20 protein-coding genes are annotated in these 25,901 nt (G+C 67.6%); 9 read left to right on the plus strand and 11 right to left on the minus strand.

The window, feature by feature from the left end:
* The first annotated feature begins 12 nt into the window (after positions 1 to 12).
* From F0U60_RS02420 to F0U60_RS02440, 5 genes are all read left to right on the plus strand, one after another.
* On the plus strand, positions 13 to 1,125 hold the full coding sequence (locus F0U60_RS02420) for a heparan-alpha-glucosaminide N-acetyltransferase domain-containing protein (protein WP_395813501.1): 1,113 nt from the start codon (positions 13 to 15) through the stop codon (positions 1,123 to 1,125).
* A gap of 70 nt (positions 1,126 to 1,195) precedes the next feature.
* Positions 1,196 to 4,324: an ATP-binding protein gene (locus F0U60_RS02425; RefSeq protein WP_395813503.1), complete on the plus strand. Its 3,129-nt coding sequence runs from the start codon at positions 1,196 to 1,198 to the stop codon at positions 4,322 to 4,324.
* 248 nt (positions 4,325 to 4,572) lie between these two features.
* A complete protein-coding gene (locus F0U60_RS02430) occupies positions 4,573 to 7,980 on the plus strand; it encodes a PAS domain-containing protein (protein WP_395813505.1) in 3,408 nt (1,135 codons plus the stop codon).
* Between the two features lie 30 nt (positions 7,981 to 8,010).
* On the plus strand, positions 8,011 to 8,472 hold the full coding sequence (locus F0U60_RS02435; RefSeq protein ID WP_395813507.1) for a response regulator: 462 nt from the start codon (positions 8,011 to 8,013) through the stop codon (positions 8,470 to 8,472).
* Positions 8,469 to 10,067, plus strand: coding sequence for an ATP-binding protein (locus tag F0U60_RS02440; RefSeq protein WP_395813509.1), 1,599 nt, complete (start codon positions 8,469 to 8,471; stop codon positions 10,065 to 10,067). Before F0U60_RS02435 ends, F0U60_RS02440 begins: the two co-directional genes overlap by 4 nt.
* Positions 10,068 to 10,079: 12 nt before the next feature.
* On the opposite strand, the gene F0U60_RS02445 is transcribed toward F0U60_RS02440, so the two are convergent.
* From F0U60_RS02445 to F0U60_RS02475, 7 genes are all read right to left on the minus strand, one after another.
* Positions 10,080 to 11,114, minus strand: a complete 1,035-nt coding sequence (locus F0U60_RS02445; protein WP_395813511.1) for a cysteine synthase A — start codon at positions 11,112 to 11,114, stop codon at positions 10,080 to 10,082.
* A 93-nt stretch (positions 11,115 to 11,207) separates the two neighbouring features.
* Positions 11,208 to 11,768: a hypothetical protein gene (locus tag F0U60_RS02450; RefSeq protein WP_395813513.1), complete on the minus strand. Its 561-nt coding sequence runs from the start codon at positions 11,766 to 11,768 to the stop codon at positions 11,208 to 11,210.
* A 287-nt stretch (positions 11,769 to 12,055) separates the two neighbouring features.
* Positions 12,056 to 13,087, minus strand: a complete 1,032-nt coding sequence (locus F0U60_RS02455) for a hypothetical protein (RefSeq protein WP_395813515.1) — start codon at positions 13,085 to 13,087, stop codon at positions 12,056 to 12,058.
* A gap of 41 nt (positions 13,088 to 13,128) precedes the next feature.
* Positions 13,129 to 13,263: a hypothetical protein gene (locus F0U60_RS02460; protein ID WP_395813517.1), complete on the minus strand. Its 135-nt coding sequence runs from the start codon at positions 13,261 to 13,263 to the stop codon at positions 13,129 to 13,131.
* Between the two features lie 61 nt (positions 13,264 to 13,324).
* Positions 13,325 to 14,635: a type II toxin-antitoxin system HipA family toxin YjjJ gene (gene yjjJ, locus F0U60_RS02465; RefSeq protein ID WP_395813519.1), complete on the minus strand. Its 1,311-nt coding sequence runs from the start codon at positions 14,633 to 14,635 to the stop codon at positions 13,325 to 13,327.
* A gap of 104 nt (positions 14,636 to 14,739) precedes the next feature.
* Positions 14,740 to 15,549, minus strand: a complete 810-nt coding sequence (locus F0U60_RS02470) for a hypothetical protein (RefSeq protein WP_395813521.1) — start codon at positions 15,547 to 15,549, stop codon at positions 14,740 to 14,742.
* A gap of 28 nt (positions 15,550 to 15,577) precedes the next feature.
* Positions 15,578 to 16,324, minus strand: coding sequence for a MerR family transcriptional regulator (locus F0U60_RS02475; RefSeq protein WP_395813523.1), 747 nt, complete (start codon positions 16,322 to 16,324; stop codon positions 15,578 to 15,580).
* A 215-nt stretch (positions 16,325 to 16,539) separates the two neighbouring features.
* On the opposite strand from F0U60_RS02475, the gene F0U60_RS02480 reads away from it, so the two are divergent.
* Genes F0U60_RS02480 through F0U60_RS02490 form a run of 3 tightly spaced genes read left to right on the plus strand, consistent with a single transcriptional unit; the run spans position 16,540 to position 22,573 of the window.
* A complete protein-coding gene (locus tag F0U60_RS02480; protein WP_395813525.1) occupies positions 16,540 to 20,376 on the plus strand; it encodes a hypothetical protein in 3,837 nt (1,278 codons plus the stop codon).
* A complete protein-coding gene (locus tag F0U60_RS02485) occupies positions 20,373 to 21,788 on the plus strand; it encodes an OmpP1/FadL family transporter (protein WP_395813527.1) in 1,416 nt (471 codons plus the stop codon). The genes F0U60_RS02480 and F0U60_RS02485 overlap by 4 nt, the downstream gene beginning before the upstream one ends.
* 38 nt (positions 21,789 to 21,826) lie before the next feature.
* Positions 21,827 to 22,573 carry a DUF1571 domain-containing protein gene (locus F0U60_RS02490; RefSeq protein WP_395813529.1) on the plus strand — a complete coding sequence of 249 codons (747 nt, stop codon included), beginning with the start codon at positions 21,827 to 21,829 and terminating at the stop codon, positions 22,571 to 22,573.
* On the opposite strand, the gene F0U60_RS02495 is transcribed toward F0U60_RS02490, so the two are convergent.
* Positions 22,565 to 23,398, minus strand: coding sequence for a metal-dependent hydrolase (locus F0U60_RS02495; RefSeq protein WP_395813531.1), 834 nt, complete (start codon positions 23,396 to 23,398; stop codon positions 22,565 to 22,567). The genes F0U60_RS02490 and F0U60_RS02495 overlap by 9 nt on opposite strands.
* 189 nt (positions 23,399 to 23,587) lie before the next feature.
* Here F0U60_RS02495 and F0U60_RS02500 point away from each other — a divergent pair, with 189 nt between their 5' ends.
* Positions 23,588 to 23,749 (plus strand): hypothetical protein, encoded by a 162-nt coding sequence (locus F0U60_RS02500; RefSeq protein WP_395813533.1) that lies wholly within the window; start codon positions 23,588 to 23,590, stop codon positions 23,747 to 23,749.
* A 12-nt stretch (positions 23,750 to 23,761) separates the two neighbouring features.
* Here the strand turns inward: F0U60_RS02500 and F0U60_RS02505 are convergent, their stop codons facing one another.
* The 3 genes from F0U60_RS02505 to F0U60_RS02515 all read right to left on the minus strand — a co-directional run bounded on the left by F0U60_RS02505 (position 23,762) and on the right by F0U60_RS02515 (position 25,889).
* A complete protein-coding gene (locus F0U60_RS02505; protein WP_395813535.1) occupies positions 23,762 to 24,454 on the minus strand; it encodes a QsdR family transcriptional regulator in 693 nt (230 codons plus the stop codon).
* The gene (locus F0U60_RS02510; protein ID WP_395813537.1) at positions 24,451 to 25,305 is read right to left on the minus strand and encodes an SDR family NAD(P)-dependent oxidoreductase; all 855 of its coding nucleotides are present in this window, start codon (positions 25,303 to 25,305) and stop codon (positions 24,451 to 24,453) included. The genes F0U60_RS02505 and F0U60_RS02510 overlap by 4 nt, the downstream gene beginning before the upstream one ends.
* A gap of 281 nt (positions 25,306 to 25,586) precedes the next feature.
* A complete protein-coding gene (locus F0U60_RS02515; RefSeq protein WP_395813539.1) occupies positions 25,587 to 25,889 on the minus strand; it encodes a hypothetical protein in 303 nt (100 codons plus the stop codon).
* Positions 25,890 to 25,901: the final 12 nt, after the last annotated feature.

A 25,901-nucleotide genomic window follows, 5' to 3' on the forward strand; every position in this document is an offset into this window, starting at 1 on the left:
GTCGTCGCACCCATGAGCAGCTCCCAGCTTCCCGCCGTCGCGCCGCCCGCCCCGGTGCCGAGCCCCCGCAACACGGGCTTGGACCGTGCGCGGGCGGTGGCCGTCATTGCGATGGTGATGGGCCACACGCTGGATGCGGTGCTGTCGGACGCGGCGCGCGGGAGTACGGGCATGCTCGCGTACTGGTCCATGCGAGCCGTGACGGCGCCGCTGTTCCTCTTCGTGGCGGGGTGGGCCTTCGCGACGACGGTGCAGCGCACGGGCGCGCACGGCCCGGACGTGCTGCGCCGGTACCTGCCGCGCGTGGGGTTGCTGCTCGGCTGGGGCTACCTGTTACGTTGGCCCGGTTGGGGGCTGCCGGCGCTGTTCGCCGGGGACCTGGCGGTGTGGCGGCACTTCCTGGCCTTTGATGCGCTGCACGGCGTGGCGGGGGCGCTGCTGCTGGGCGCGGGCGTGCTGGCGCTGCTGAAGGGGCGGGCGGCGCGGATGGCCACCCTGGCCTTCCTGGCGGTGCTCTTCCCTTGTGTGAGCGCGGGGTTGCGCGCGGTGGTGGAGGCGGGCGGGTGGCCGCTGGTGCTGGAGCAGGCGCTGGTGGGCAGGACGTCCAACTTCCCGCTCTTCCCGTGGTCGGCGTACTTCTTCGTGGGCGGCTTCACGGGGCTGGGGCTCGCGGGCGTGAGGCGGGTACCGCACTGGCTGTGTCTCATGGGTCCGGGCACCGTGCTGCTCGCGCTGATGGCGCTGTGGGGCGGAGACCCTCGGGTGAGTGAGCCCACGCTGGTGCTGTGGCGGGTGGGCCTGCTGGCCGTGGTGGCCGGGCTGGCCATGCTGCTGCCCTCGCGGCTGGACGGGCTGATGGGCCCGGTGGGACGCGCGTCGCTCTGGGTTTACGTGGTGCACCTGCCCATCGTTTACGGCTGGTCCACCTTCCCGAGCCTGGCGGGCTGGTTGGGACACTCGCAGGACGTGTTGTCCGCGCTGGGTCTGGCACTGTCGGTACTCGCGGTGTCACTGGGAGTCGCACTGCCCGCGAAGAAGTTCTACGGCCGTTGGCGCCGCAGGGCCTCCGTTCCTGATGCGTCCGCCGCGTCCGTGGTCGTCTCCGAGCCCCCCGTGTCGGGCTGATCCTCTCGTCTTTTCGTATACTGAAAGACAGTCGCGCCACCCCGCTTCAGAAGAAGAGGCTTCAGGAGTCATGTCGTCGCATCGGTTCGCCATGTTCCTGGCGGTGGTCCTCGTTTGCTGGGGCGGCGACGTGGCGCGCGCGGGGGAGCCTCTGGGGCGCATTGGCTTCCGGAGCTACGGCACGGATGCCGGCATCGAGAACCAGGACATGTCCTGGGTCTTCCAGGATGGGGAAGGGTTCGTGTGGGTCTGCGCGGCGGACGCGATGTACCGCTTCGACGGCGAGCGCTTCGAGCGCTTCGGGCTGGAGGCCGGCCTGCCGTCGCCGAGCGTGATCGACGCCACGCTCGATGCCGAGGGGCGGCTGCTCCTGGTGACTCGGGGCGGTGTGGTCCGCTGGGACGGGAGCCGCTTCGTCTCCGTGCCGCTGAACGGTGTCTCCTCGCGGGTGCTGCGCATCCGTCTGGACACCCAGAAGCGGATGCTCGTGGGGACCGAGGACGGGCTGTTCGAGGAGTCGGCGCCGGGACTCTTCGTCCTGTCGCCCGGGTGGCCGGGCGGAGCGGCCCAGGTGCTCTGGGTGGATGCCTCGGGGGTACTCCAGGTGGGCTCGGAGTCGCGCCTGCTGACCCGGGATGTGCACGGGGTTTGGCGGAGCCGTCGGCTGCCGGGGTCCGAGCCCCGCAACATCCTCTCCATCGCGCGGGACGGACAGGGCCGACTGTGGCTGAGCGGTAATGGGTGGCTCCTCGTGCAGTCCCGCGAGGCAGGGCCGCTCGAGGAGCGCTCCCATCTGCTCGCGGGAGGGTTGGGCGCGGGGCACCGGTTGCGCGTGGGACGGCGCGGGCAGCTCCTCGTGCCGAACAACCGAGGCCTCATCGTGGTGGAGGGAGAGAGCGCGGGGTTCCTCCGGCTGGGGCTCACGGAGCGCTCGGCACGGATGTGGGACGTGCTGGAGGACAGGCAGGGGACGCTCTGGGTCGCCAGCCTGGGCGTGCACCGCTCCGTGGGACGGGGCCTGTGGACCGTGCACGACTCGGCCACGGGGCTGCCGTCGAGCATGATCTGGGGCCTGGACCGGGGTCCCGATGGGACGCTGTGGGTGGGCAGTGATGTGGGGCTGTCACGCGGCACGCCCGAGGGGTGGGTGCCCGTGGGGCTGAGCGGCTATTCGCTCAAGGCCGTGAAGGTGGGCCCGGACGGGGCGGTGTGGGCCGCGGGCAACCCGGTGGGACTTCATCGCTACGAGCCTGGGAGCGGACGGTTGTGGACGTTCGCCGAGGCGGACGGCTACCCGGCCAGCTACACCTTCGATTTGCACTGGGAGCCGGATGGGACGCTGTGGGCGGCCACCTCCAGCGGGTTGATTCGCGTGGTCCGCATCGGCGAGGTGTGGTCCTTCCAGATGGTGCTGCCCGCCAAGGGGATGTCCTTCTTCGGCGTGGATCGGGACGCGGCGGGACGGCTGTGGGCCGCGGGCGACGGGCTCTATGTGCGCGAGGGAGGCGTGTTCCGGCGCCTGAGCACCGCCGAGGGGCTGCGCCACGACCGGGTGCGCTACCTGGCGATCCGCCGGGACGGCCGTGTGTGCGTGTCTTATGACGATCCCCTGGGCCTGAGCTGCTTCACGTATCGGGACGGGCGCCTCGTCGACGGCGTCCACCTGGACCGGAGCACGGGGCTCTACAACGGCATGGTCTACTCGGTGGGGGAGGACGTGGCGGGCCGGCTGTGGGTGGGGACGGGGGCCGGGGTGCACGTCGTGAGCACGGAGGGTGAGTACGAGCAGTTCGGCGCGAGCGGGGGCGCCCCGGGCGACGACTGCAGCGGCAACTCCTTCCTCGCGGACCCCGATGGGCTGGTGTGGGTGGGCACCTCGAGTGGCCTCGGTCGCTTCGAGGGGGCGCGCTACTTCGGCCCGGCGGAGCCTCCTCATGTGGTGCTGCTGGACACCGTGCTCGGCTCGCGCTCCTTCCCCCGGCCACCGCCGGAGGGCCTCGAGTCCTCGCATGGCGAGTCAACGCTGGAGGTCCGGCTCGCGGACCTGGGCGCGTTTGACGAGCGGCGTGTGGAGCACGAGGTGCGCCTGGTGGGGTTGGACGACTGGCACCCCACGCCGGGGCGCTCGGTGCGCTACAGCGCGATTTCACCGGGGAGCTACCGGCTGGAGGTGCGCGCGCGCAACGGACGGGGGCCCTGGGGGCCCGCGGCGGGTTTCTCCCTGGTGGTGCATCCACCGTGGTGGGCGGCCTCGTGGGCGTGGGGCCTGGGGGTGCTGCTGCTCGGGGCCTGCGTGGCGGGCGTGGTGCGTTGGCGCGGGCTCGCCCTGAAGCGCGAGAACGTGGAGCTGGAGCGCCTCGTTCAGGCTCGCACCGCCGAGCTCGAGCGGGCCCGCGAGAAGGTCATCCAGGTCGAGAAGCTCTCCGCCATGGGGCAGCTCCTGGCGCGGCTCTCGCACGAAATCAACAACCCGCTCACGGCCATCCACAACAACCTGCCTCCGGTGCGCGAGTACTTCGAGCAGATGGAAGAGGTGCTGCGGCTGTGTCGCGAGCGGCTCTCGGTCCACCCCGAGGACGCCGAGGTCGTCGAGCGGTTGTGGAAGGAAGTGGATATCGACTTCGTGCTCCAGGACACGCCCGAGGCGTTGGAGGCGATGCGGCACGCCACGGAGCGCATCCGCTCCATCCAGGCGGACCTGCGTGCGTTCCTACGAGGTGATCGCCCGCGCCTCGAGCCGGATGATCTCAACCAGATGGTCCAGGAGACGGCCGAGCTGGTCCGCCGCTCGTTGCCCCGCGGCGCGAGGGTTGAAGTGCGGTGTGGCGAGGTGCCGCGCTTCTCCTTCCACAAGGGGCAGCTGGGACAGGTGCTGCTGAACCTGATGCGCAACGCCTTCGACGCCATGGGCAACGAGGGCGAGGTGCGGGTGAGCACGGCCGTGCGCGACGGCATGGTGGAGCTCGTGGTGGCCGATGACGGTCCGGGCATTCCGCTGGAGCTGAGGGAGCGCATCTTCGAGCCCTTCTTCTCCACGAAGGACGTGGGGAAGGGCTCGGGGCTCGGGTTGGCCATCTGTCAGCAGATTGTGACGGAGAACCACGGGGGAACGCTCGCGCTGGATACGTCCGTGGCGCGGGGTGCCTGTTTCCGGGTGCGGCTGCCACTGGCGACGTCCGAGCGCGCAGCGGCGGCCTGACGGACGCTCGCCTGCCATGGCTCGGGCAGTGAAGCGAGGGCGTGAATGCCTGGTCGCTTTCACCCTCAGTGGAGTTGAACGACCTGGGAAGACCCGAGTTGTTCTCTTCCCATCAACCTTCCGGCCCGCCGTGGACCGATTTTCTTGAGTGGCTGCGAGCCATTATAGGAAGGGCCAGTGCTCGGCCACCCACGCGTCCCCCCTGCGTCCGAATGGCGGAACCGGAGTGCTACGGAGTCTCGTACACCATGACCGTTGCCGCCGCGCGTCCAGAAGCCCAGGGAACCCCCGGGCAGGCGAGCGTCCTGCTCGTTGATGATGACGTTGCCAACCTCGCTGCCGTGGAGGCCATCCTCGCGCCCCTGGGCCAGCACTTGGTGAAGGCGAACTCTGGGCAGGAGGCGCTCCGGCGTGTGCTCGAGATGGACTTCGCCGCCATCCTCATGGATGTGCGGTTGGGGGACATGAGCGGTGTCGAGGTGACGTCCCTGTTGCGCCAGCGGGTGCGCAACCAGCGGACCCCTGTCCTGCTCATGACGGCGGGGGACGGTGACGAGCGGGAGGTGCTCGATGCCTATGCCCACGGCGCGGTGGACTTCCTGCGCAAGCCACTCGTGGCCCCGGTGCTGCGCGCCAAGGTGTCTGTGTTCGTGGAGCTCCACCTCGCCCGCGAGCGGATGCGGCTCCAGGAGGAGGCCCTGCGTGTCCGCGAGCGGGAGAACCTGGAGGGCTCCCACCGCGAGATGCTCCACCACCTGCTGATGCAGGCGCCAGCGGCCATCTCCATCACCCGAGGGCCGGACTTCGTCTTCGAGTTCGCCAACCCCCTCTATTCGCAGGTGATGGGCCGCCCCATGCAGCTGGGCAAGCCCCTGCGCGAGGTGCTCCCCGAGGTCCTTTCCCAGCCGGAGGTCATGGCGGCCCTCCGCCGCGTGATGGAGACGGGCGAGTCCTTCCAGGCCAGCGAGTTCCCCATCTGGCTGGACCGGCAGGGCAACGGGAAGCCGGTGGAGTTCTTCTTCAACCTCATCTATCAGGCGGTGCTCGACCCGGACGGGCGCCCCACGGGCCTGCTCACCTTCGCTGTCGACGTCACCGGGCATGTCCAGGCGCGGCGCCGGAGCGAGCGCCTGGCCGAGGAGCTCCGCCTCCAGACGGGAGCGCTGCGCACCAGCGAGGAGCGGCTGCGGCTGGCCATCACCTCCACCGCGCTCGGCACCTGGGACTTCGACATCCTCTCGGGGGCGCTCCGGTGGGATGCGCGCTGCAAGGAGCTCTTCGGTCTGCCGCCCGAGGAGGAGGTCACCTACGAGCGCTTCCTCTCCCTGCTGCACCCGGAGGATCGCCAGCCCACCGACGACGCTGTGCAGCGCAGCTTCGACCCGGAGGGCCGTGGCGGCTACGACATCGAGTACCGCACCGTGGGCACGTACGACGGCGTGGAGCGGTGGCTGCGTGCCACGGGCCGAGCGCACTTCGAGCAAGGCCGCGCGGTGCGCTTCATCGGCACGGTGCAGGACATCACCGAGCGCAAGCGCTCCGAGGCGGAGCGCGTCGGGCTGCTCGCCCGTGAGCGCCGCCGGGCCGAGCTGCTCAAGGAGCTGGCGCAGACGGCGGTGGCCCTCAACGCGGCGGACAGCCTCGACGCCATGCTCGCGCTCACCACCGAGCGGGTCCGGGCGCTCGTTGGTTCTCACCAGTCCGTCATCAGCCTGACGGAAGATGGCAACTGGACGCAGGCCATCAACGCCGTCTCGCTCTCGGACAAATACGCGGCCTGGCGCGACTACGGCGAGAAGACGGACGGCAGCGGCATCTACGCCCTGGTCTGCCGGACGAACCAGCCTCTGCGCATGACCCAGGCACAGCTCGAGGCCCACCCGATGTGGAAGGGCTTCGGCCGGCATGCGGCCACGCACCCGCCCATGCGCGGCTGGCTCGCCGTGCCGCTGGTGGGCCGCGATGGCAAGAACCTCGGCCTCATCCAGCTCTCCGACAAGCTCGAGGGGGACTTCACGGAGGAGGACGAGCTCATCGTGGTGCAGCTCGCGCAGCTGGCGAGCGTGGCCGTGGAGAACCAGCGGCTGTACCAGCTGGCCCAGACGCAGCGCAGGAACCTCTTCGAGGCGCTGATGCAGCTACCCGCCTCGTTCGCCGTCCTGCGCGGCCCCGAGCTCGCCTACGAGATGTGCAACCGCGTCTACCAGCAGCTCACGGGTGGGCGCCCCCTGCTGGGGATTCCCGCGCGCCAGGCCCTGCCCGAGCTCGAGGGACAGGGCTTCTTCGAGCTGCTCGAGAACGTGTACCGCACGGGCGTGGCCGTCCAGAAGCAGGCGGTCCCCACTCGCTGGCGCCGCACCCCCGACTCGCCCCTGGAGGAAGGCTTCTTCAACATCGCCTACCAGCCGCTGCGGGATGCGGAGGGCAAGGTGGAGGGCATCGTCGCCGCCGCCTTCGAAGTCACCGAGCAGGTGCTCGTCCGTCAGAAGCTCGAGGCCCTGGCCGCGGAGCTGCGCGAGAGCGAGCAGCAGTTCCGCTTCCTGGCCGACTCCATCCCCCAGCTCGTGTGGATTGCCGACACGGAGGGCGTGGTGACCTGGACCAACGAGCGCTGGACCGACTTCACCGGCGTCACCACCGAGCAGATGCGCGGCTGGGGTTGGAAGGCCGTGCACGACCCGGCGGACGTCGAGCGGGTGGTGTCTACCTGGCGCCGGGCGCTCACCGAGGGGACGCCCTGGGTGGAGCAGTTCCGCATCAGGCACAAGGACGGCGGCTTCCGTTGGTTCCTCGCGCGCGCCATCCCCGTGCGGGACACCGAGGGCCGCATCGTCCGGTGGTTCGGCACCAACACGGACATCGACGAGGAGCGGCGCACCGTCGAGAACCTCCGGCGCGCCGAGGAGGAGATCCGCCAGCTCAACGCCAGCCTGGAGCACCGCGTGCGTGAGCGCACCACCCAGCTTCAGGAGGCCAACAAGGAGCTGGAGTCCTTCAGCTACTCGGTCTCCCACGACCTGCGCGCCCCGCTGCGCCACATCACCGGCTTCGCCCAGCTCCTGGACCGGCGTGCGGGTGCCTCCCTGGACGATGTGTCCCGCGGCCACCTCAAGACGATCCTCACCGCGGCGCAGCAGGGGGGACAGCTCGTCGATGACCTGCTTGCCTTCTCTCGGATGGGCCGGGCGGAGCTGCGTCAGACGCGGGTGGACCTCAACGCGCTCGTGCAGGAGATCCGCCGGGAGCTGACCACGGAGACGAGCGGGCGCGAGGTTGAATGGCGAGTGAGCGAGCTACCTTGGGTGGAGGCGGACCCCTCCCTCCTTCGGCAGGTGTTACGAAACCTGCTCGGCAACGCATTGAAGTACACCCGGCCCAAGCCCCAGACGGTTATCGAAGTGGGGGCAAGGGAGGAGGCGGGGGAGGTGGAGATCTGGGTGCGCGACAACGGCGTGGGCTTCGAGATGCAGTACGTGGACAAGCTCTTCGGCGTCTTCCAGCGCCTGCACACCGTGGAACAATTCGAGGGAACGGGCATCGGACTGGCGAATGTGCGGCGCATCATCTCGCGACACGGGGGCCGGACCTGGGCCGAGGGCGCCGTGGACCAAGGTGCCACCTTCCACTTCACGCTGCCCCGGGCTAGGCCCTCCTGACACGCTTCATTGGCAAGGACGAGTATCCCCGTGACTGAACTCAAGAGAATCCTCCTGGTCGAGGACAACGCCAATGACGTGGCCCTCACCTTGGCCGCGCTGGAGGAGACGCACCTGGCCAATGAGGTCGTGGTGGTGCGAGATGGACAGCAAGCGCTCGACTTCTTGCGGCGGCGTGGGCCCTACGCCGACCGGCCGGATGGGCACCCCGCCGTGGTGCTGCTGGATTTGAAGTTGCCCAAGGTGGATGGACTGGAGGTGCTTGCCCAGGTGAAGAGCGATCCCGAGCTGAAGGCCATTCCCATCGTGATGCTTACCTCCTCGCGGGAGGAGCAGGACCTGACGCGCAGCTACGGGCTGGGCGTCAACGCCTACGTGGTGAAGCCGGTGGCCTTCCCGGACTTCGTCGAGGCCCTCAAGGACCTGGGGCTCTTCTGGGCTGTGGTGAACCAGCCGCCTCCGGGCGCCCTGTCGCGCGGCGGTGAGCGATGAGCGCCACCCTTGGGGCCCTGGAGGTCCTTCCGACCCTCACCACCGGACAGCCGCTGTCCGTCCTCCTGCTGGAGGACAGCGCGCTGGACGCGGAGCTCATCATCGCCCAGTTCGAGGAGGGAGGACTCGCCATCGAGGCGGAGCGCGTGGACAACCAGGCGGACTTCACGCGGGCGCTGGCGCGGTGCCGCTTCGACATCATCCTCTCGGACTACAACATCCCTGGCTTCGATGGGCTGAGCGCCCTGACGGCTGCCCGGCTCGCCTGTCCGGACACGCCCTTCCTCTTCGTCTCCGGCGCGTTGGGAGAGGAGCGCGCCATCGAGCTGCTCAAGCGCGGGGCAACGGACTACGTCCTCAAGGATCGGCTGGAGCGCCTGGTGCCGTGCGTGAAGCGCGCCCTGCGTGAGGCCGAGGGAGAGCTGCGGCGCAAGCGCACCGAGGAGGCCCTGCGCAAGTCGGAGGAGCGCTACGAGCTCGCCCTGCGCGCCACGTCCGATGCCATCTGGGATTGGGACATGGAGACGGACACGCTGCTCTGGCGCGGAGGGGCCGTCGAGCAGGTGTTTGGTTACTCCCCGGAGGAGCTGGGGCCGGATGTGGGGGGCTGGTCGCGGCGCATCCACCCTCAGGATCGCGAGCGGGTGCTGGCCAGCCTCGAGCGCGCCAAGGAGTCGCGGGAGGAGCACTGGCAGGAGGAGTACCGCTTCCTGTTCAAGGACGGGACGTGGGCGCACGTGGCGGACCGGGGCTACATCGTCCGGGAGGCGGGCGGGAAGCCCGTGCGCATGGTGGGGGCGATGCAGGACATCTCCGAGCGCAAGCGGGCCGAGGAGGAGCGCCAGCGGCTGCTCGACGAGGCCCACCAGCGTGCCGAGTTCGAGCAGCAGCTCATCGGCATCGTCAGCCATGACCTGCGCAACCCGCTGAGCGCCATCCTCACCGCGGCGGCGCTGATGCTGCGGCGAGAGGACACGCAGCCGTGGCAGGCCAAGACGGCGGCCCGCATCGTGTCCGCGGCGGAGCGCGCCCACCGGATGATTCGGGACCTGCTGGACTTCACCCAGGCGCGGATGGGCGGAGGCATCCCCGTGCGGCCCGTTCCGTGCGATGCCCACGAGCTCACGCAGCACGTGGTGGACGAGGCCCGGACGGCGCACCCGGAGCGCGATATTCAGGTCTCGCGCAGCGGGGATGGTCAGGGGCGCTGGGACTCGGATCGCATCGCGCAGGTGCTCGCCAACATCCTCGGCAACGCGCTGAAGTACAGCCCCGAGGGCTCGCCCGTGTGGGTCGAGTCCCAGGGCGGGGAGGCGGAGGTGGTGCTCCGCGTGCGCAACGCGGGCGATCCCATCACGCCCGAGCTGTTGCCGCGCCTCTTCGAGCCGCTCACGCGAGGCAGCGGGCGGCTGGAGCGCTCCGACCGGAGCATCGGCCTGGGGCTCTACATCGTCCGTCAGCTCGTGCTGGCGCACGGAGGCACCGTGGAAGTCCAGTCCACGGCGGCCGATGGCACCACCTTCACCGTCCGGCTGCCCCGCGTGCCTCCCGCCACGAGCGTGGAGACGTCCGGGGCCGTGTCACGGGCCGGGTAATCCGCGCCTGCCTCAGGAGACCATGGAGAGGAGCGCCTGGGGGCTGCGCTCCAACCAGCGCGGGACGGGCAGCCCCTTGGAGCGCAGGAAGGTGGGGTTGAAGAGCTTGCTCGCGTAGCGGTTGCCGGAGTCGCACAGCACGGTGACGAGCGTATGCCCCGGCCCCATCTTCCGGGCGAGCCGGATGGCTCCGGCGACATTGACGGCGCTGGAGCCGCCGAGACACAGCCCTTCGTGCTCGAGCAAATCGAAGAGGACGGGGAGGGCCTCCTCATCGGAAATCTGGAAGAACTCGTCGATGGGGGCTCCCTCGAGGTTGGCGGTGATGCGGCCCTGACCGATGCCCTCGGTGATGGAGGAGCCCTCGGCCTTGAGCTCGCCGCGGGTGTACCAGTGGTAGAGCGCGGCACCGTGAGGGTCGGCGAGCCCGATGACGACCTTGGGGTTGCGCGCCTTGAGGGCCATGCCCACGCCGGCGAGCGTACCGCCCGAGCCCACGGCGCAGATGAAGGCATCCACGCGGCCCTGGGTCTGCTCCCAGATTTCAGGGCCCGTCGTCTCGATGTGGGCGCGGCGGTTGGCGACGTTGTCGAACTGGTTGGCCCAGATGGCGCCGTTGGGCTCACGGCGGTCGAGCGCCTCGGCGAGGCGGCCGGAGATCTTCACGTAGTTGTTGGGGTCCTTGTAGGGGACGGTGGGGACCTCGATGAGCTCGGCGCCCATGAGGCGGAGCATGTCCTTCTTCTCCTGACTGTTGGAGTCAGGGATGACGATGACGGTGCGGTAGCCGAGCGCGTTGCCGACGAGCGCGAGCCCGATGCCGGTGTTGCCGGCAGTGCCCTCGACGATGACGCCGCCGGGGCGAAGACGGCCGCTGGCGACGGCGTCGCGGATGATGAAGAGGGCGGCGCGGTCCTTGACGGATTGGCCGGGGTTGAGGAACTCCGCCTTGCCGAGGATGGTGCAGCCCGTGAGCTCGGAGGCACGCCGGAGCTTGATGAGGGGCGTGTTCCCGATGGCCGCGATGACGTCGTCGTGGATGTGCATGGGGTAGGGCGAACCGTAACGCCCAGACCCGCATGGGCTCAAGGCACGCCCTGGACGGGATTCAGAGAGTCCATGAATAGAAAGGTACGCGCCCTATTGCACGTCGAGCTGCCTGTCCCACAGGTACAGCCGCTCGAGCACCCAGGCCGGACGTACGCCGGAGATGCGCTCGAAGGTCGCGGCATCCAATGAGGCGAGGTGCTCGCGCCAGGTGGTGGGCTCCATCACCACTTCAGGGTGGTTGAGTCGCTCGCGATCCGCGAACCGGAGGATATGGGGCAACTGGCGCAGGATGGCCTCGACACTGTCCTCTCTCGTCGCTCGAGCCATGCGCTCCGCTGCCACTTCGAAACGTGTACGGACGGAAGCGCCCCCTTCGGGGCACCAGGCCTCCACGGCCCAGCCGCAGGCGGTGGTCATGAGCTCCTCCAGCGTGAGGAATGTATTCAGCTTCTGGTGGAGGTAACGCCCGTGATGGAGTGAGTCCCAGAAGCGAAGCACGGCCTTGAGGCGCAGCGCGGTGCGCTCCGTACTATCAGGGGCTGCTCCCGCGAGCGCGAAGAACAGCGCGCCCCATGGGGTTTCACGAAAGAATGCCTCATGCGAGTTGCTGACGTGGCGATAGCTCGTTCCCAATACTTCGCACATGCTCATGATGGCTTCCCAATACGCATAAAGCCGCCATGCGGGCTGATCGTCTTGGATGTCAACCATCTCATGGGTGAACACCACCTCGTCGGGTGAGACGGAGTGCAGTTCACGTGGCTGCGGGTAGGTCCCACTGAGCTTGTATTCCTTTGCGCATCGGCGCCCCTCCGCCTTTGCCTTGCGTTTGATGGTGCTGTAGGGGCCATGAAGGAAAGATGGCAGCTGGAGCATTGTTTCCATGAGAGGGAATCTTCAATTCGAGCGGTTCGTGTCGGGTTGATCCTCTGGATGATTCACATGCCCGACGCTCTGGGCAGTTGTCCCGCGGGCGCGGTGGACGAGGGCTTTGAGGGAAACGGGAGGAGCTTTCCTCCTGGCTGCGCGGTACCGCGTTCCCCGGACGTAGCGGTGGAGATGACGATCATCGCCACCTCGCCGACGATGTCGATGGCCATACCGAGGGTCTCACCGAGCGTGGCGACACGCTCACGTCTGTCAACCATCGCTTCAACTGCTTGAGCTACCGATCTGCCGTACTGCTTCAGCTCCTGCTCGGAAATGACTACCCACTGCTTCGCGTTATACGCAGCCGCATTCGAGTCGAATCGCTCCTGGCTTCGAGTCCAACGGTACTGGGTCACCCCAGGTGTTGTAGTGCACCACTCCAGACGCCAGATGTACTGGCCTTGAGCGAACTGGATCAGGACTTCGCCCTCGAACTTCTTGCCTCCTGAAAATTGAGTGTCGGGTGACATGGACCGATTCAAAGCAAGGAGATAGATTTCGATCTTCCGCAGGCCGTCTCGAAGCCCTGGTTCATTATGGGGTTTGATTTCGAAGACGTTACGTACGCTGATGTCGGTGATGTCAGGGCGTATCTCATGTTCATTCTCGGGCAGGCGTGAGGAATCTCCTATGCCTGTCCTGGCAATGATGGTCTTGATGGAGACCTTGTTGTCGAAAACGAGGTTTGTTGGGTGTCTCGTGCGATAGATATACGCAATGAGCCGGTGTGAGGCGTTGCCGAGGAAGAGTTCCCAGGGCTCCTGGGAGCCCGGTTTCCTGCCGGGTACCTTGTAACCCTGGATGTCCTGGGTGGTGAAGTTCGCGCAGACCGAGGGGCGGTTGCTTGAGGCAGTACTGTCCGGTGGGCTGGATGGCTCTGCGGAGGCGGCTCCCGTCAGGAGCGCGAGGCTCATGAGACCGAGCAGACGGTAGATGTCCCTGGCGAATGGGATGAGCCTGCCGATCGAAGCGTCGTGCCGACCCGTTACCGTGCGCTGAGGCCGGCTCCTGTGCCTCATGGGCGCTTGTTCGAAGCGCATGAGGCCCTGCGGCGGGATGCCGATGTGGCCATGGGCCAGTGTCATGAGCGGAGCAGGCTATCTGAAGAGCGCGTGCCCCTGCCGAGGATGGTGCAGCCCGTGAGCTCGGAGGCGCGCCGGAGCTTGATGAGGGGCGTGTTCCCGATGGCCGCGATGACGTCGTCGTGGATGTGCATGGGGTAGGGCGAACCGTAACGCCCGGACCCGCGTGGGCTCAAGGCACGCCCTGGATGGGATTCAAACGGGCACCCGCTTTCGGAGCGCCTCCAGTGCACTCCGACACTGTCCCGCGAGGGCGCGGAAGTCTGGACTGAGTGCCTCGTGCTCGATGACGCGAGTCCAGAATCGATGCGCGTGGTGTGCCGCGTCCGGCCAGACGTCGAGCGTGTCCGCGGTGGGAGGCGAGGGCTCGAACGGGCGATCGACGACCGTTGTGCCCGAGGGGGCGAACAGCATCGGGAGCATGTCGTACGTGGGCGCGAGGCGGAGCGTGCCGTCCTCTGTCTCCAGAAAGCTCACGTTGCCGAAGTGGCGATCCGTGTTGCCGATGAGCTGGCCGAAAACATCGAGCCAGCGCAGGCGCCGTGCGTCCTCGGGACCGATGAGCTTCTCTGCCAGCAACTTGGGGGCGACACGCGTCCACGAGGCTCCACGTCCAGAGTCGCCGATGTACTCATTGTCCAGGGCCTCGAGTGAGAGCATTCCGCGTCTCCCGCGCTCTCCGAGTCGGTCGAAGCGCTCGACCTCCAGGAACCGGTAGCCTCGCTCGTCGAACCAATGTGCCGTGGCCGCCTCCAGACCGGCGTCGCGGACGACCTCGAGCGCGAGGCTCTCGCAGACGATGAGCTCCCTCCACCGTCGGGCCACCGCACCTTCATCGTCACCCACGAACTTGACCAGCACGTGCCGGCCTCGCGAGTACGTCAGGAACTTGGGGTGTTCCCCTCCGGCGGAGGAGCCCGGCTGCTCCCGGGCCGAGCGGCGAGCGAGCTCCGGGTAGGCCGTGCGATCGACGGACGCGAGTGTGCTCGCGAGCCATCGATTCAGGGACTCCTCTCCGAGGATGAGGTTGCCGACACAATCGTGACCTCGCCGTGCCAGAGCGATGAGGCGGTGGTCGTCGTTCCAATCGACCAGGCGGGAGGGCAGCTCCAATTCGGGATGCTGTGCGCTGAACGTGCGCCCGACATACCCCTGCGGACTCATGTCGGAGGCGAATGGCGGTAGACCCTCGAACAGCGTTCCCGTGCCATCGGGTGCGCTGAGCCAGTGCCGTCCCCCGTCGAGGAGGTGCAGGGTCCCGAAGGGCTCGACCTTCCCCGTCTCACGAACCCGGAAGAGGGGGAGCCGCGTTCCGAGTCCTGGAAGCACGCGTGTCCGCGCATAGCGGGTTGCGCGCGTCTGCCCCATGCGACACACGCGGTCGCCCGCGGCGCCGAGCAACCGGGACACCGTCGGCTGGGACACGCCCAACTCACGAGCGAGGTCCTTCGCCTGTGCCACGCCCAGCCGAGCGAGCGTCCCGAGCATCCGTTCGAGGGAGTCCATGAATAGAAACGCGCATGGAAAGCGGCGAGTCATTCGCCGCTAAGTGCTCGAAATATAAGGGACTTTATGAGTTGGTGCTAGAAGACGTGAATAGAAAGTACCCCTTAATGCACGTCGAGCTGCCTGTCCCACAGGTACAGCCGCTCGAGCACCCAAGCCGGGCGTACGCTGGAAAGGCGCTCGAAGGTCGCGGCATCCAATGTGACGAGGTGCTCGCGCCAGGCGGTGGGGTTCGTCACCACTTCAGGGTGGTTGAGTCGCTGGCGATCCGCGAACCGGAGGATATGAGGCAACTGGCGCAGGATGGCCTCGACACTGTCCTCTCTCGTCGCTCGGGCCATGCGCTCCGCGGCCACTTCGAAACGTGTACGGACGGAGGCGCCCCCTTCGGGGCACCAGGCGTCCATGGCCCACCCGCAGGCGGTGGTCATGAGTTCCTCCAAAGTGAGGAAGGTGTTCAGTTTCTGGTGGAGGTAACGCCCATGGTGAAGTGAGTCCCAGAAGCGAAGCACGGCCTCGAGGCGCAACGCGGTGCGCTCCGCGCTCTCCGGGGCCCTTCCAGACAGTGCGAAGTACAGTGCGCCCCACGCAGTTTCACGAAAAGAGGTTTCGTATACGTTGCTGAGGTGGCGGTGGTTCTTCTCGTCCATGTCGTACAGGCTCATCATGACCTCTGAGACCATGTACAACCGCCAGGCTGGGGCTTCGTCCTGGAGGTCGACGACATTGTGCGTAAATACCACATCACCAGAGGAGACTGTCCGCAGCTCAAGTGGTTGGGGAAGAGTGCCATTGCGCTGATAATGCTTTGCACAGCGGCGCCCCTCTGCCTTCGCCTTTCGTTTGATCGTGCTGTAGGAGCCATGAAGAAAGGACGGCAGTTGGAGCGTGGTCGTCTGGATGCTTTCCATCATGTGGAGGTAATCGCCTGCTCAGATCCCCTCAGTGCGTGGCCAGGAAGTTGCGGACCTGGGCGGTGTGGTAGCGGACGAGGAGCGTGTTGATGAGCGGCAGGGCGCGCTCGACCATCTCCGCGGCCTGTCCTGGAGGCAGGTGGGTGAGCCGGTCACTGAGCAGCTGTGCCTCGCTCACGAACAGCGAGAACATGGCCTTCGTGTAGATGCGCAGATCGTCCACCCGGAAGCCCAGCGCCTCCGTGAAGCCCGCCTTCTTGAGCTGACCCCACAGCTCCACCAGGAACACGTCGTCGCGCGCCAGGACCGTGCGCCCGCCCTGCTTCCGGGTGACGAGCAGGCCCAGCTCCACCATGCGCGCCAGTTCCGCGCGGCTCACGCCCGTCTCCTTCAGCAGCTCCGCCGCGCCCACCGTGTCCTTCTGGCCGACAACGCCAATCGAGGGCCCCAGCCGCTGGCGCACCTCGGAGATCAGCTCACGCTGCTTCGGGGTGAAGGCATCATCGCGCTCCTCCAGCATGGCGCGGATGGCCTTGAGCGGCATGAAGCGCTCCTCTTGAAGCTGGCGGATGAGCTGGAGCCGCTTCAGGTGCTGCTCTCCGTAGAAGGCCATGTTGTGGCCTGTCTTCTGCCCCTCCGGCAAAAGTCCCTGCTGGATGTAGAAGTGCACCACCTGTCGAGACAGGCCCGCGCGCTCGCACAGGTCCTTCATGCGGTACGGGAAGGCGGAGCGATCCACCGCCGTCCGTCCCCGCCTCTCACCACGCGCCGCCATGATGCTCTGCCTCCGTGAAGACCGGGGTCGCCGGTCTGACGCACCACGTTAACACCTGACATTTAAAAAATGACGAGCAGAGTGAAAGGTTGGCCAGGTAACACGTCTGGCTTTGGTGCCTTATCTTGACAGAGCGTCAAGTGCCACTGGACACTTGAAGCCAGCCCGGTCGTCTGTCGAGCCACAGCCAGCCCCCTCCCGCTTCGCGAGATTCCATGCGTCCGCTCTCCCCCGGAGTGCCGTGGTTCGTGCGCGTGTGCGCGCTGCTGCTGGTATGCGCCGCGTGCGGGCCGAGTGAATTTGATACCACCCGTGTTGCCCCGCCGCCCGTGACGCTGGGTGAAGAGTTCTACGGCGTCCTGTGCGATCGCATGGGCGCGCTGCTCCTGCCTGAGGACCTCTCGGGGGACTCCTTCCGAGGTGTCTGCCACCGAAGGCCAGACGGCGAGTTCGCGGAGGGCGTGGACACGACGCGGCTGCCTCCACTGGCCGAGGGCGCGGTGGACGCGGCAGGCCAACCGGTGAGCGTGGCCACGCAGGAGGCGATTCGTGCGGAGGCATTGGCCCGGCTGGGAGTGCTGGCCCGGCAGCGCCCGCGCGTGGTGGCCGCGCTGAATGCGCTCTTCCCGGACACGGAGGTGTCGGTGCGAGACCTGTCCAATCCGGACCCGGGGCTGACGTGCGGCCCGGCGACGCCAGAGCGGGCGCGGCTGCACCCGGAGCTGGCGGCGCTCCTGGGGCGCATGACGGCGCTGTACGGTGACGGCACGCTGCCGGATACGACACGGGCACTGGGCGAGTGGCTGGAGGCCTTCGAGGCCTCGCCCGAGGCCACGCAACTGTGGGCCGAGCTGGATGCACGCCAGGGCTACCAGCCTCCGGAGCGGACGCTCGGGGCGCTGCGGCCGTTGCTGTCCTATTCGCGCATGAGGGATGTGCTGGACACCGCTACACGCGCGGTGGCTCCCAGCACCGCTCCCGGGCCTGCGCGCACGGCCTTCACGGCGATGCTGGAGGCGGCGCACCACGAGCTGCGCACCGTGAAGCCGGAGGAGGCTCGCGCTCCCCTGTCGGTCACCTATGACACGGTCGCGAAGCGAGACGTGCTGTCCCGCCCGCGCACCGTCACGGAGCTGCTGTCCACCTTGTTGCTCACCGAGGCGGGACCCGCGTCCTCCGAGGCATCGGTGCTCGCCCTGCGGCGGGACCGGCGCGGGGTGGCGGCGGTGTCCACGCTGGGGTTGCCCTTCGTGGACGCAGAGGGGGATGGGCTGCCGGATGTGGACGGGCTCGGCCGGTTCGTCTCGGGCTCCACTGTGCCGGTGCCCTCGCCCTTCCCGGTGCTGGGCGTACAGGACACGGCCGCGCGCGACGCCGAGGGCCGTGCGCTCTCCGGGCCGGGTGGCTCGCCGCTGTATGCCTATGTCGATGCCCGGCGCACGCTGCTGGGGCAGGTGCTCTCCGAGGTCCGGCCGATGATGATGCCGGATGACACGCACCCGCGCAGCACGGTGATGGAGCTGCTGGACGGGCTGCCGGTGGTGCTGGGTCCTCGCGACGGCGCGAAGTTGAGCACGCGTGAGTACCCGCCCGTCACCGTGGCCTATGACGCCTTCCACGCAGACAAGTCGCCCGTGTTGGACCTGGTGCACGCGGGCGCGCAGGTGCTGGGACACCCGTCCGCGGACGACACGCTGGTGCTCGGGCGCGCGCTGGTGACGGACCACTCGGGTGACGTGGCGCGGCTGGTGACTTTGCTGCGGACCTTCTTGCGCTCGGTGGACGCGCACCCGGAAGCGGAGCTGAAGGCGGGCAACACGCTGCGGGACGACCTGGTGGACGTGGTGGTGGAGATCTCCCGCGAGCCAGGGCTGCTGGAAGACATCGTGAAGGCGATGGGGCATCCCGACTCGAAGGGGCTGGGGACGGCGTTCGCGAGCTTCATGGAGCACCGCGACCGTATCGACTACGACCGGAACCTGCTCAACGGGCCGCCGAGGAACCTGACCACCGAGGATAATGGCAATCCACGCACGCTGGTGGACCGGACGCAGCCGGACGCGGGGTTGAACCGGAGCCTGCTGCATCGCTTCCTCAACATCGTGCACGACGCCAACGGTGTGACGTTCTGCAACAAGGCGGGCGCGGTGGTTCACGCGCGCGGAGTGCCGCTCGCGGGTAACCTTGACCTGCCGTTGTTCGGCGGGACCTACAAGGAGTGCGAGGTCTTCAAGGTCGAGAACATGGCGGTGTTCTACCTGCAGTCCATCGTGGGCAAGGCGAAGCTGTACATGCGGCCGTCCATCATCCGGGATGGAATCCTTGGCATCGGTGCCACGACGGTGAGCGTGATGGAGCAATCCAGCGGCATCACTGGCTTCTGGACGGCGAGTGACAGCAAGGACTTCCGGCCGAAGACCGAGTGGCTCAACCGGATGATCATGTTTGATCAGGTGAACGACAGCCCCACCTCGAGCGGCAAGAACTACATCACCAATCGCTTCCTGAAGGACCTGCAGGGCGCGAACATTGGCAGCTCGGTGTGCCCGGAGCGGATCATCAATGATCCGGATCCAAGAGCAGCGGACGCCGCACCGGATGGGAAGGTGCGTGGCCTGCGGAGCTGCGCGGAGGACGAGTGGTTCCCCCGCCGCAACCCGGACACGCTGTTGATGCTGGAGACCGAGGGCTTCTTCAAGGCAGTCCGTCCCTTGCTGCTCGCGTTCACGAACCGCGATCGGGAGGATCTGTTCATTCAGGTGATGGAGGTGCTCTACCGGCACTACATGAGTGACCAGGCACCGGCCAGCGAGTGCAAGCTGACGAGCAACCCGGCCGACCCGCAGTGCTCGCGAGCAGGCGCGGTGCGCTTCGAGCCGCTCGTCGCGGAGCTCCTGCGCGGAGACGCGATCGGAAGCCTCCAGGCGTTGGTACCAAAGCTCCAGGCCCTCCAGATTCCGCACTGCACGCAGGTAGACGCGGCAACGAAGAAGTGCACGCGGACCGAGATGCGAGATGGCGTGAGGGTGCTGACGGAGTTGGTGCGGACGACCATCGACCCGGCGAAGGCCGAGGCGGTGGGCCTGACGGATCGGCGCGGCAACTCTACGCGCGTGCGGCAGGACGGGGTGACGCGGGAGCAGGTGACGCCGCTGTCGCTGGTGTTCGATGCGTTCTCGGCGATGGACGACGCCTTCGACCGGCGCGCGGCCGAGCACCCCGACGAGCCGGACCGGCGCGAGGCCTGGAAGAGCGCGTGGTCGCGGCTGGCGGACCAGTTCCTCGCGGTCCAGGGCGAGCGCGAGACGTCTGTGTTTGCGAACCCACTGGCGACGCGGCTGCTGCCTCCGACGATCGACCTGCTGCGTGCGGAGCTGTACGCGCGCTGCCCGGAGACGTGGACGCCGCCGTACGCGCGGTGTGCCTGGATGCGGGACGAGGTGACGCAGGAGCTCGAGGACCTCCTGGGCGGTCCGCTGTTCGCGACAGCGTGGGACTTCCTGGATGCGGCGAGGCAGGACGCGGCCTTGTGGACCCAGGTGGAAGGGCTGACGCGCTACCTGTTGGACCCCGGCTCGGAGGAGTCGTGGCCGGCGCTGCTGGGGACGTCGGTGGACGTGGTGCAATGGCTGGCATCGGAGGGGAAGCACCGCGTGCCGGTGGCGCACCTGGCGGCGGAGGCGTTGAAGCCCGGAGAGCTGGTGGACGCGACCCTGATGCTGGGGCGCCGGGTCGCGAGCAAGGCCTACGCGGAGGACGGGAAGACGCAGGTGTGCTCACGGGAGATGGACCCGCATGAGCTGATGACGGGGGTGCTCTCCCGGTTGGTGACGCCCACAGCGGTCCCGGGAGAGGCGATGCCCCGCACACCGTGGGAGGTCCTCACGGAGGCGGTGGCGGACGTCCAGCGCGTGGTGCCGGGACGACCGGAGGCGCGCTCGGCGGAGGACTACCAGCGCATCACCCATGAGCTGGCGTCATTCCTGCTCGATCCAGAGCACGGGCTGGAGCGATTCTACGCGGTGGCGAACAAGAACGGGGGTGCACGGTGAAGGCGCTCACAATCCTGACGATGCTTCTCTGCCCCCTGCTCGCGAGCGCCAGTGGCCTGTACGTTGGAGATAGAGGCGTCCGGCCCCTGGGGCGCGGAGGCGCCTTCGTGGCGGGCGCGGACGACCTGGGGGCGCTCTGGTACAACCCGGCGGGTCTGATGGACGCGGGGGCGAGCGTGCTGTTCGACGGCGCCTGGGTGCGCTCCTCCACGGACTTCACACGGCAGGCGCTGGTGACGGACGGCGCGGGCGCCACGCGGATGAGCGAGCTGCCCTCCGTGCGGGGCTCATCCGAGTTCCTGCCCATTCCCACGCTGGCGGGCTCGTGGGTGCTCGGTGAGAGGAAGCAGTTCGTGGTCGCCGCGGGCGTGCTGGCGCCGCAGATGGCGGTGATGCGCTATCCCCTGGTGCTGGAGGACGGAACACCTTCTCCGGCGCGCTACTCGTTGGTCTCGCTGGATGGCTCGCTGCTGGTCATTCCCGGGGTGTCGGCGGCGTACCGGCCCTTCGACTTCCTCCAGGTGGGGGCGGGCGTGAACGTGCTCACGGGCAGCTTCGTGACCCAGACCGTGTTCAACACGAGTCCCCCGGACCGGGTGCTCTCGGCGCCGGAGGATCCGTCCTACGACGCGCTGGCGGAGCTGAGGGCCACGGGCCTGCTGGCGCCGAGCGCGAGCTTCGGCGTCATCGTGCGCCCGAGGGAGTGGCTGCGCGTGGGGCTGAGCGGACAGCTCGGGTACACGCTGGATGCACCCGCCACGGTGCGCGTGCGGCTGCCGAGCGCGGCGGTGTTCGCTCAGGCGCGACAGGACGGGGAGGGGGCCCGGCTGAAGCTCGTGTTGCCGGCGATTCTCCGGGCCGGTGTGGAGGTCCGTCCCCTCGATGCACTGAGGGTGGAGCTGGGCTATGCGCGAGAGTTCTGGTCCTCGCACGAGGCCATCGATATCGTTCCGGAAGACGTGCGCATCCACGATGTGATTGGCATCCCCAGCCCGTTCAACGTGCCCGCTATCTCGATTCCCCGCCGGTTCAAGGACAGCCAGTCATTCCGGCTCGGGGGCGAGTACTCCTTGGCGGTGGGCCGCGCGTTGGCGTTCGATGTGCGAGCGGGCCTCAGCTACGAGCAGAGCGCGATTCCCGCGGCGTACCTCGCCCCACTGACGGTGGACTCGGACAAGGTAACGGGCTCGGTAGGCCTGGGATTGCGGTTGGGGGCTCGGTTGCGGCTGGATGCAGTGTATTCGCAAGCCTTCGGCGGGCAGCGCGAGGTGTCTCCCTCGGAGGCCGCGGTGCCACGCATCAACCCCCTTGCGGGAGAGCAGTTCCCGACAGCTCCCGTGAATGGAGGCCGCTACCAGGTGCAGACGCGCATCCTGGGGGTCGGCCTTCGCTACCAACCCCAGACGCTATGAACCCAACCCTCCTTACCCTCCTGATGCCGGGTGTGTTGATGACCACTCCTGCTCCTTTGTCCTCTCCGGATCTTCCGGCCCTCGCTCGGCTCTCGCTGGAGGAACGGCGCGCCCAGGTGAAGGCACTCTCGCGCGAGCAGCTGGCGGAGCTGTTCGCGGGGGCGTCAACCCAGGAGCTGCTGGATGCGGGAAAGGTGTCCGCCACCCGGATGGGCACCTATGAGACGCATGTGGTGAAGCGCGAGCGCGTCTCCGGTGAGCTGCTGAAGCCGCAGACGATCCACCTGTCGGTTCGGCAGTCGCCTCGGGCCCTGCGGCTGGAGGTGCTGGACGGACCCTCCAAGGGACGCAAGGTGGTCTATGACTCCTCGGTGAAGAAGAACGAGCTTCGGGTCCGCGAGGCGGGAGTGCTCGGCATCGCGGGCGCGGTGTGGATCGACATGAATGGCAGGCTGGCCCGTGGCGACACGAACCACCCCATCACGGATTTCGCCTTCACGTCCATCATCGGCATCCTGGAGGACTGCTTCGCGAAGGGCGAGGCGGTGGGCGGATATTCCCGGCAGGACGAAGGGCTCGACGCGGCGGGACGTTACTGTATCACCTTCGATGCGCCCGATGGCGGGGCGCACCTGTACGCGAAGCGGGCGCGCATCTGCGTGGATCCGGTGCTGGCCCTGCCGGTGGTGTTGGAGATCGACGACGCGCGTGGGCCGTTGGAGCGCTTCGACTTCAGCCACGTACAGCCCGTGTCCAAGGCTGACTTCTCTCCGTCGTCACTCTGAGCGAGCCGGCCGCGCGCCGAGCCCTGCCTTCCACTGTTCGAGCAGCGCGTACGTGTCGTGCTCCCACGGGTGGAAGCCGGGCCGGTAGTAGCTCAGGTAGGGTCCCAGGAGAGCGGGCAGCCTTCCGGGTTCGAAGAACAGGAAGCGCGCGAGGTCGAACCACTCGCGCACGGAGAAGAGGATCTTCTCCGAGTGCATCAGCCGGACCTGATGGCCGAAGACCCGGCCCCAGAACGTCACGGTCGTCAGCATCATGACCAGACACCGCGTCAGCCAGGAGCCGCCGATGGCGAGGTAGACGTCGAACGCCACGGCCTTGTGTTCGTTCTCCTCGGCGGCGTGCCAGCGCCAGAGCTCTGCCATCGTGGGGTGGGCGCCCTCCATGATGCGTGGGTCCTTCAAGACGAGGCTCGCCAGCAGCGCGGTGAAGTGCTCCAGCGCGCAGGTGACCGCGAGCTGCCACTGTCGCGACGTGTGTTGGGTGACGTGCCTCAGGAGCCTCTCGACCCGCTGCTCCATGGCCACCACGGGGTAGCCGTGGTCGGCGAGCATCTTGTTGTACCGGACGTGCTCCCGGCTGTGGTGGCCCTCCTGAGCGCAGAAGGCCTCCATCTCGCGCTTGAGCTGCTCGTCCTTCACCTGGTTGCGGTACGCCTTCACGCTCGCCATGAAGAAGCGCTCGCCCGCGGGGAAGAACACCGACAGGTTGTCGAGGAAGAGCGAGACGGCTCGTCGGCCGCCGTGCCAGTATTTAGGCACGTCCGAGAGATCGAAGCGAAAGTCGCGAACCTCTGGGGGCTCCCTTCGTGGCGCCAGGGTCGTCATACGAGTCCCTTCCTTTCCTTGCGCTGCTCAGCATTGAGCAGGATGCGGATCGCCGTGATTGTGGATTCTACGCCTGTTGGAGTTCCGGTGAAGGAGGAAGGTTTCACCTGTTGACACAAAGGCTTCACTCGCGGTCTCGTAAGGGTTCCAGCCTCGACTGGCTGGTGAAACCCCTTGAAGAGGTGCCCCATGACGAAGAAGCACGTGGTGCTGATCGCCGTGATGCTCGCGGGTGTGCTGGGTGGTGGGACGGCTGCGGTGGCGTTCTCGCGGTCCATGGCTCCCTGCCCGGTGGACTTCAACTGTCGCGATGAGAGGGGCCGTTGCATTCCTTGTCCGGATGATTGGTGAGCGCTCCCGCGTTCACACGCCCTGGCGCTGCTCGGCGGTGAGCAGGATGCGGATCGCTGTGATGGCGGACTGCACGTCGGGTGGATCTCCGGTGATGGCATCCCGGTACAGAAATGATTCGCCAATCCGGATGATGACATAGGCCAGGGCATCCAGGTCCATGGCGGGCCGAATGAGGCCCGCACGTACGCCGTCCTCCAACGCCGCGCGAACACTCGCGGCGTTGCGCTGTTCCACGGTGCTGCTCTTCGACATGAGGACGCGCATCGCGTACTCGGGGTCCTGCTGCACGAAGCGTCGGAGGGGCTCGTCCTGGACGATGAAGTGGAGCAGCCGCTGGGTGATGTCGGTGATGAGCTCGGCCCCCTCGCCCCGTGCCTCCTTCCGGGCGGTATCGAGCGCCTCGGCGAACAAAGACGAGAGCACCTCGCCATAGAGCAGCTCACGGGTGCCCACCCACCGGAACACGGTGGCCCGGCTGACGCCCAGCTCCTGCGCCATGCGCCCGATGTCGAAGCGCTCGCCCTTCGTCCACCAGTCCATCGCGAGGGCGAACAGCTCCTGGGGCGTGGCCCGCGCAGGCGCTTCGAGCCTCTGGGTGAGCGGAGTCACCGGGGGGCTCTGCTGCGTGCTCCGAGCGGGACGCTGAGGGCGTTCGGGTCGCCGCGCGGCGGCGCGGCGGTTGGGCTCACGGGTACGTTTCACGCGGTGGGGCCCGCGGGCAGCATCAGCTTGCGCCACCGTCGCCGCGCTCCCGCCACGAGGATGCGCTGGTAGAGCGTGGGCAGCAGGCGCTGCATGAGATCAATGAGGACGGCGTCGGGGCCGATGAGCTGGCGCCGCCGGTTCTTGAGGATGGCGGAGAGGATGTCGGACGCGGCGCGCTCGGGCGTGGTGGAGAAGAGCTTCTCGAAGTCCGAGGCCGAGTTGGCATCCGTCCAGCCTTTGCGGTGGGTCATCCGGGCGCTCCGGGCGATGTTGGTCTTGATGCCGCCCGGGTGGACGCACGTGACGCCAATCGGATGGCCCTCGACTTCCAGCTCCTGGCGCAGTGCCTCCGTGAAACCTTTCACCGCGAACTTCGCGGCGTTGTAGGCGGCCTGCGTCGGGACTCCGATGAGCCCGAAGACGCTCGAGACGTTGATGATGTGGCCTTCACCCGCCGCCTTGAGGTGCGGCAGGAAGGCCTTGGTACCGTGCACCACGCCCCAGAAGTTGATGCCCATGAGCCACTCGAAGTCCTCGTAGCGGGTGTCTTCGATGGTGGCACCCAGGGCGACGCCAGCGTTGTTGATGACGATGTGGACGGCGCCCAGGTCCCGCGCCACGTCGTCGGCCCAGGCGTGCACCGCCTCGCGCTTCGCGACATCCACGCGCGCCGTGCGTACCTCGACGCCGAGGCCTCGGCACTTCTCTGCCGTCTCCGCGAGGCCCTGCTCGTTCACGTCGGAGATGGCCACATGGCAGCCGTTGCGCGAGAGCAGCACCGCCGTCGCGCGGCCTATCCCTGACGCCGCTCCCGTGATGGCCGCGACCTTTCCCTTCACAGAATTCATGGTGTGACTCCGCTCAGGTTGAGTTCGCCCGGAAGGTGAGGGCGTCTTCAGCCATGGCGACGGGTATCCCTCATGGCACGGCATGCGTCAAGTCGGCCATATGACGCATGGGTGACGCACTGTTGGATATCGACGCACGGACGTTCCGTGCGCCCCACCCGCTCCAGCGACCACTGGATGAACGACACGGCCCCGACCTGCTCACCCCGCAGTCCCCTGCCGCCGTGCCGATGCTGCAGGGCGTACCTCCGCGCGAGAGCCTTCGAGCGAGCCGCCCGCGCCTACGCACGCTTTTTCGGGGTCATCCGTGGCAAGTCATCCTTCTTGTCCTCCTTGCCCTTCGCGCTGCCAAGAATCGCATCGGTGATGCAAACCAGATCCTTGCCATCTTTTTGACCAAGGAGAGGGACCTTGATGACATGCCATTTCTTGGCATGTCGCTTGATCTCCTCTGGGAAAGAGTAGTTGTCGACGGGGAAGATGCGAAGGAGCATTCCATCCTTGCTGCCCATCTCCACGATGTTGGTGTCCACGCCAACACCGCTTTCGTCTTCCTTGAGGAAGAATTGCTGCTGAATCGCCATTTGACGCCCCCC

The organism is Archangium minus (genome assembly GCF_044360475.1).
GTDB lineage: Bacteria > Myxococcota > Myxococcia > Myxococcales > Myxococcaceae > Archangium > Archangium minus.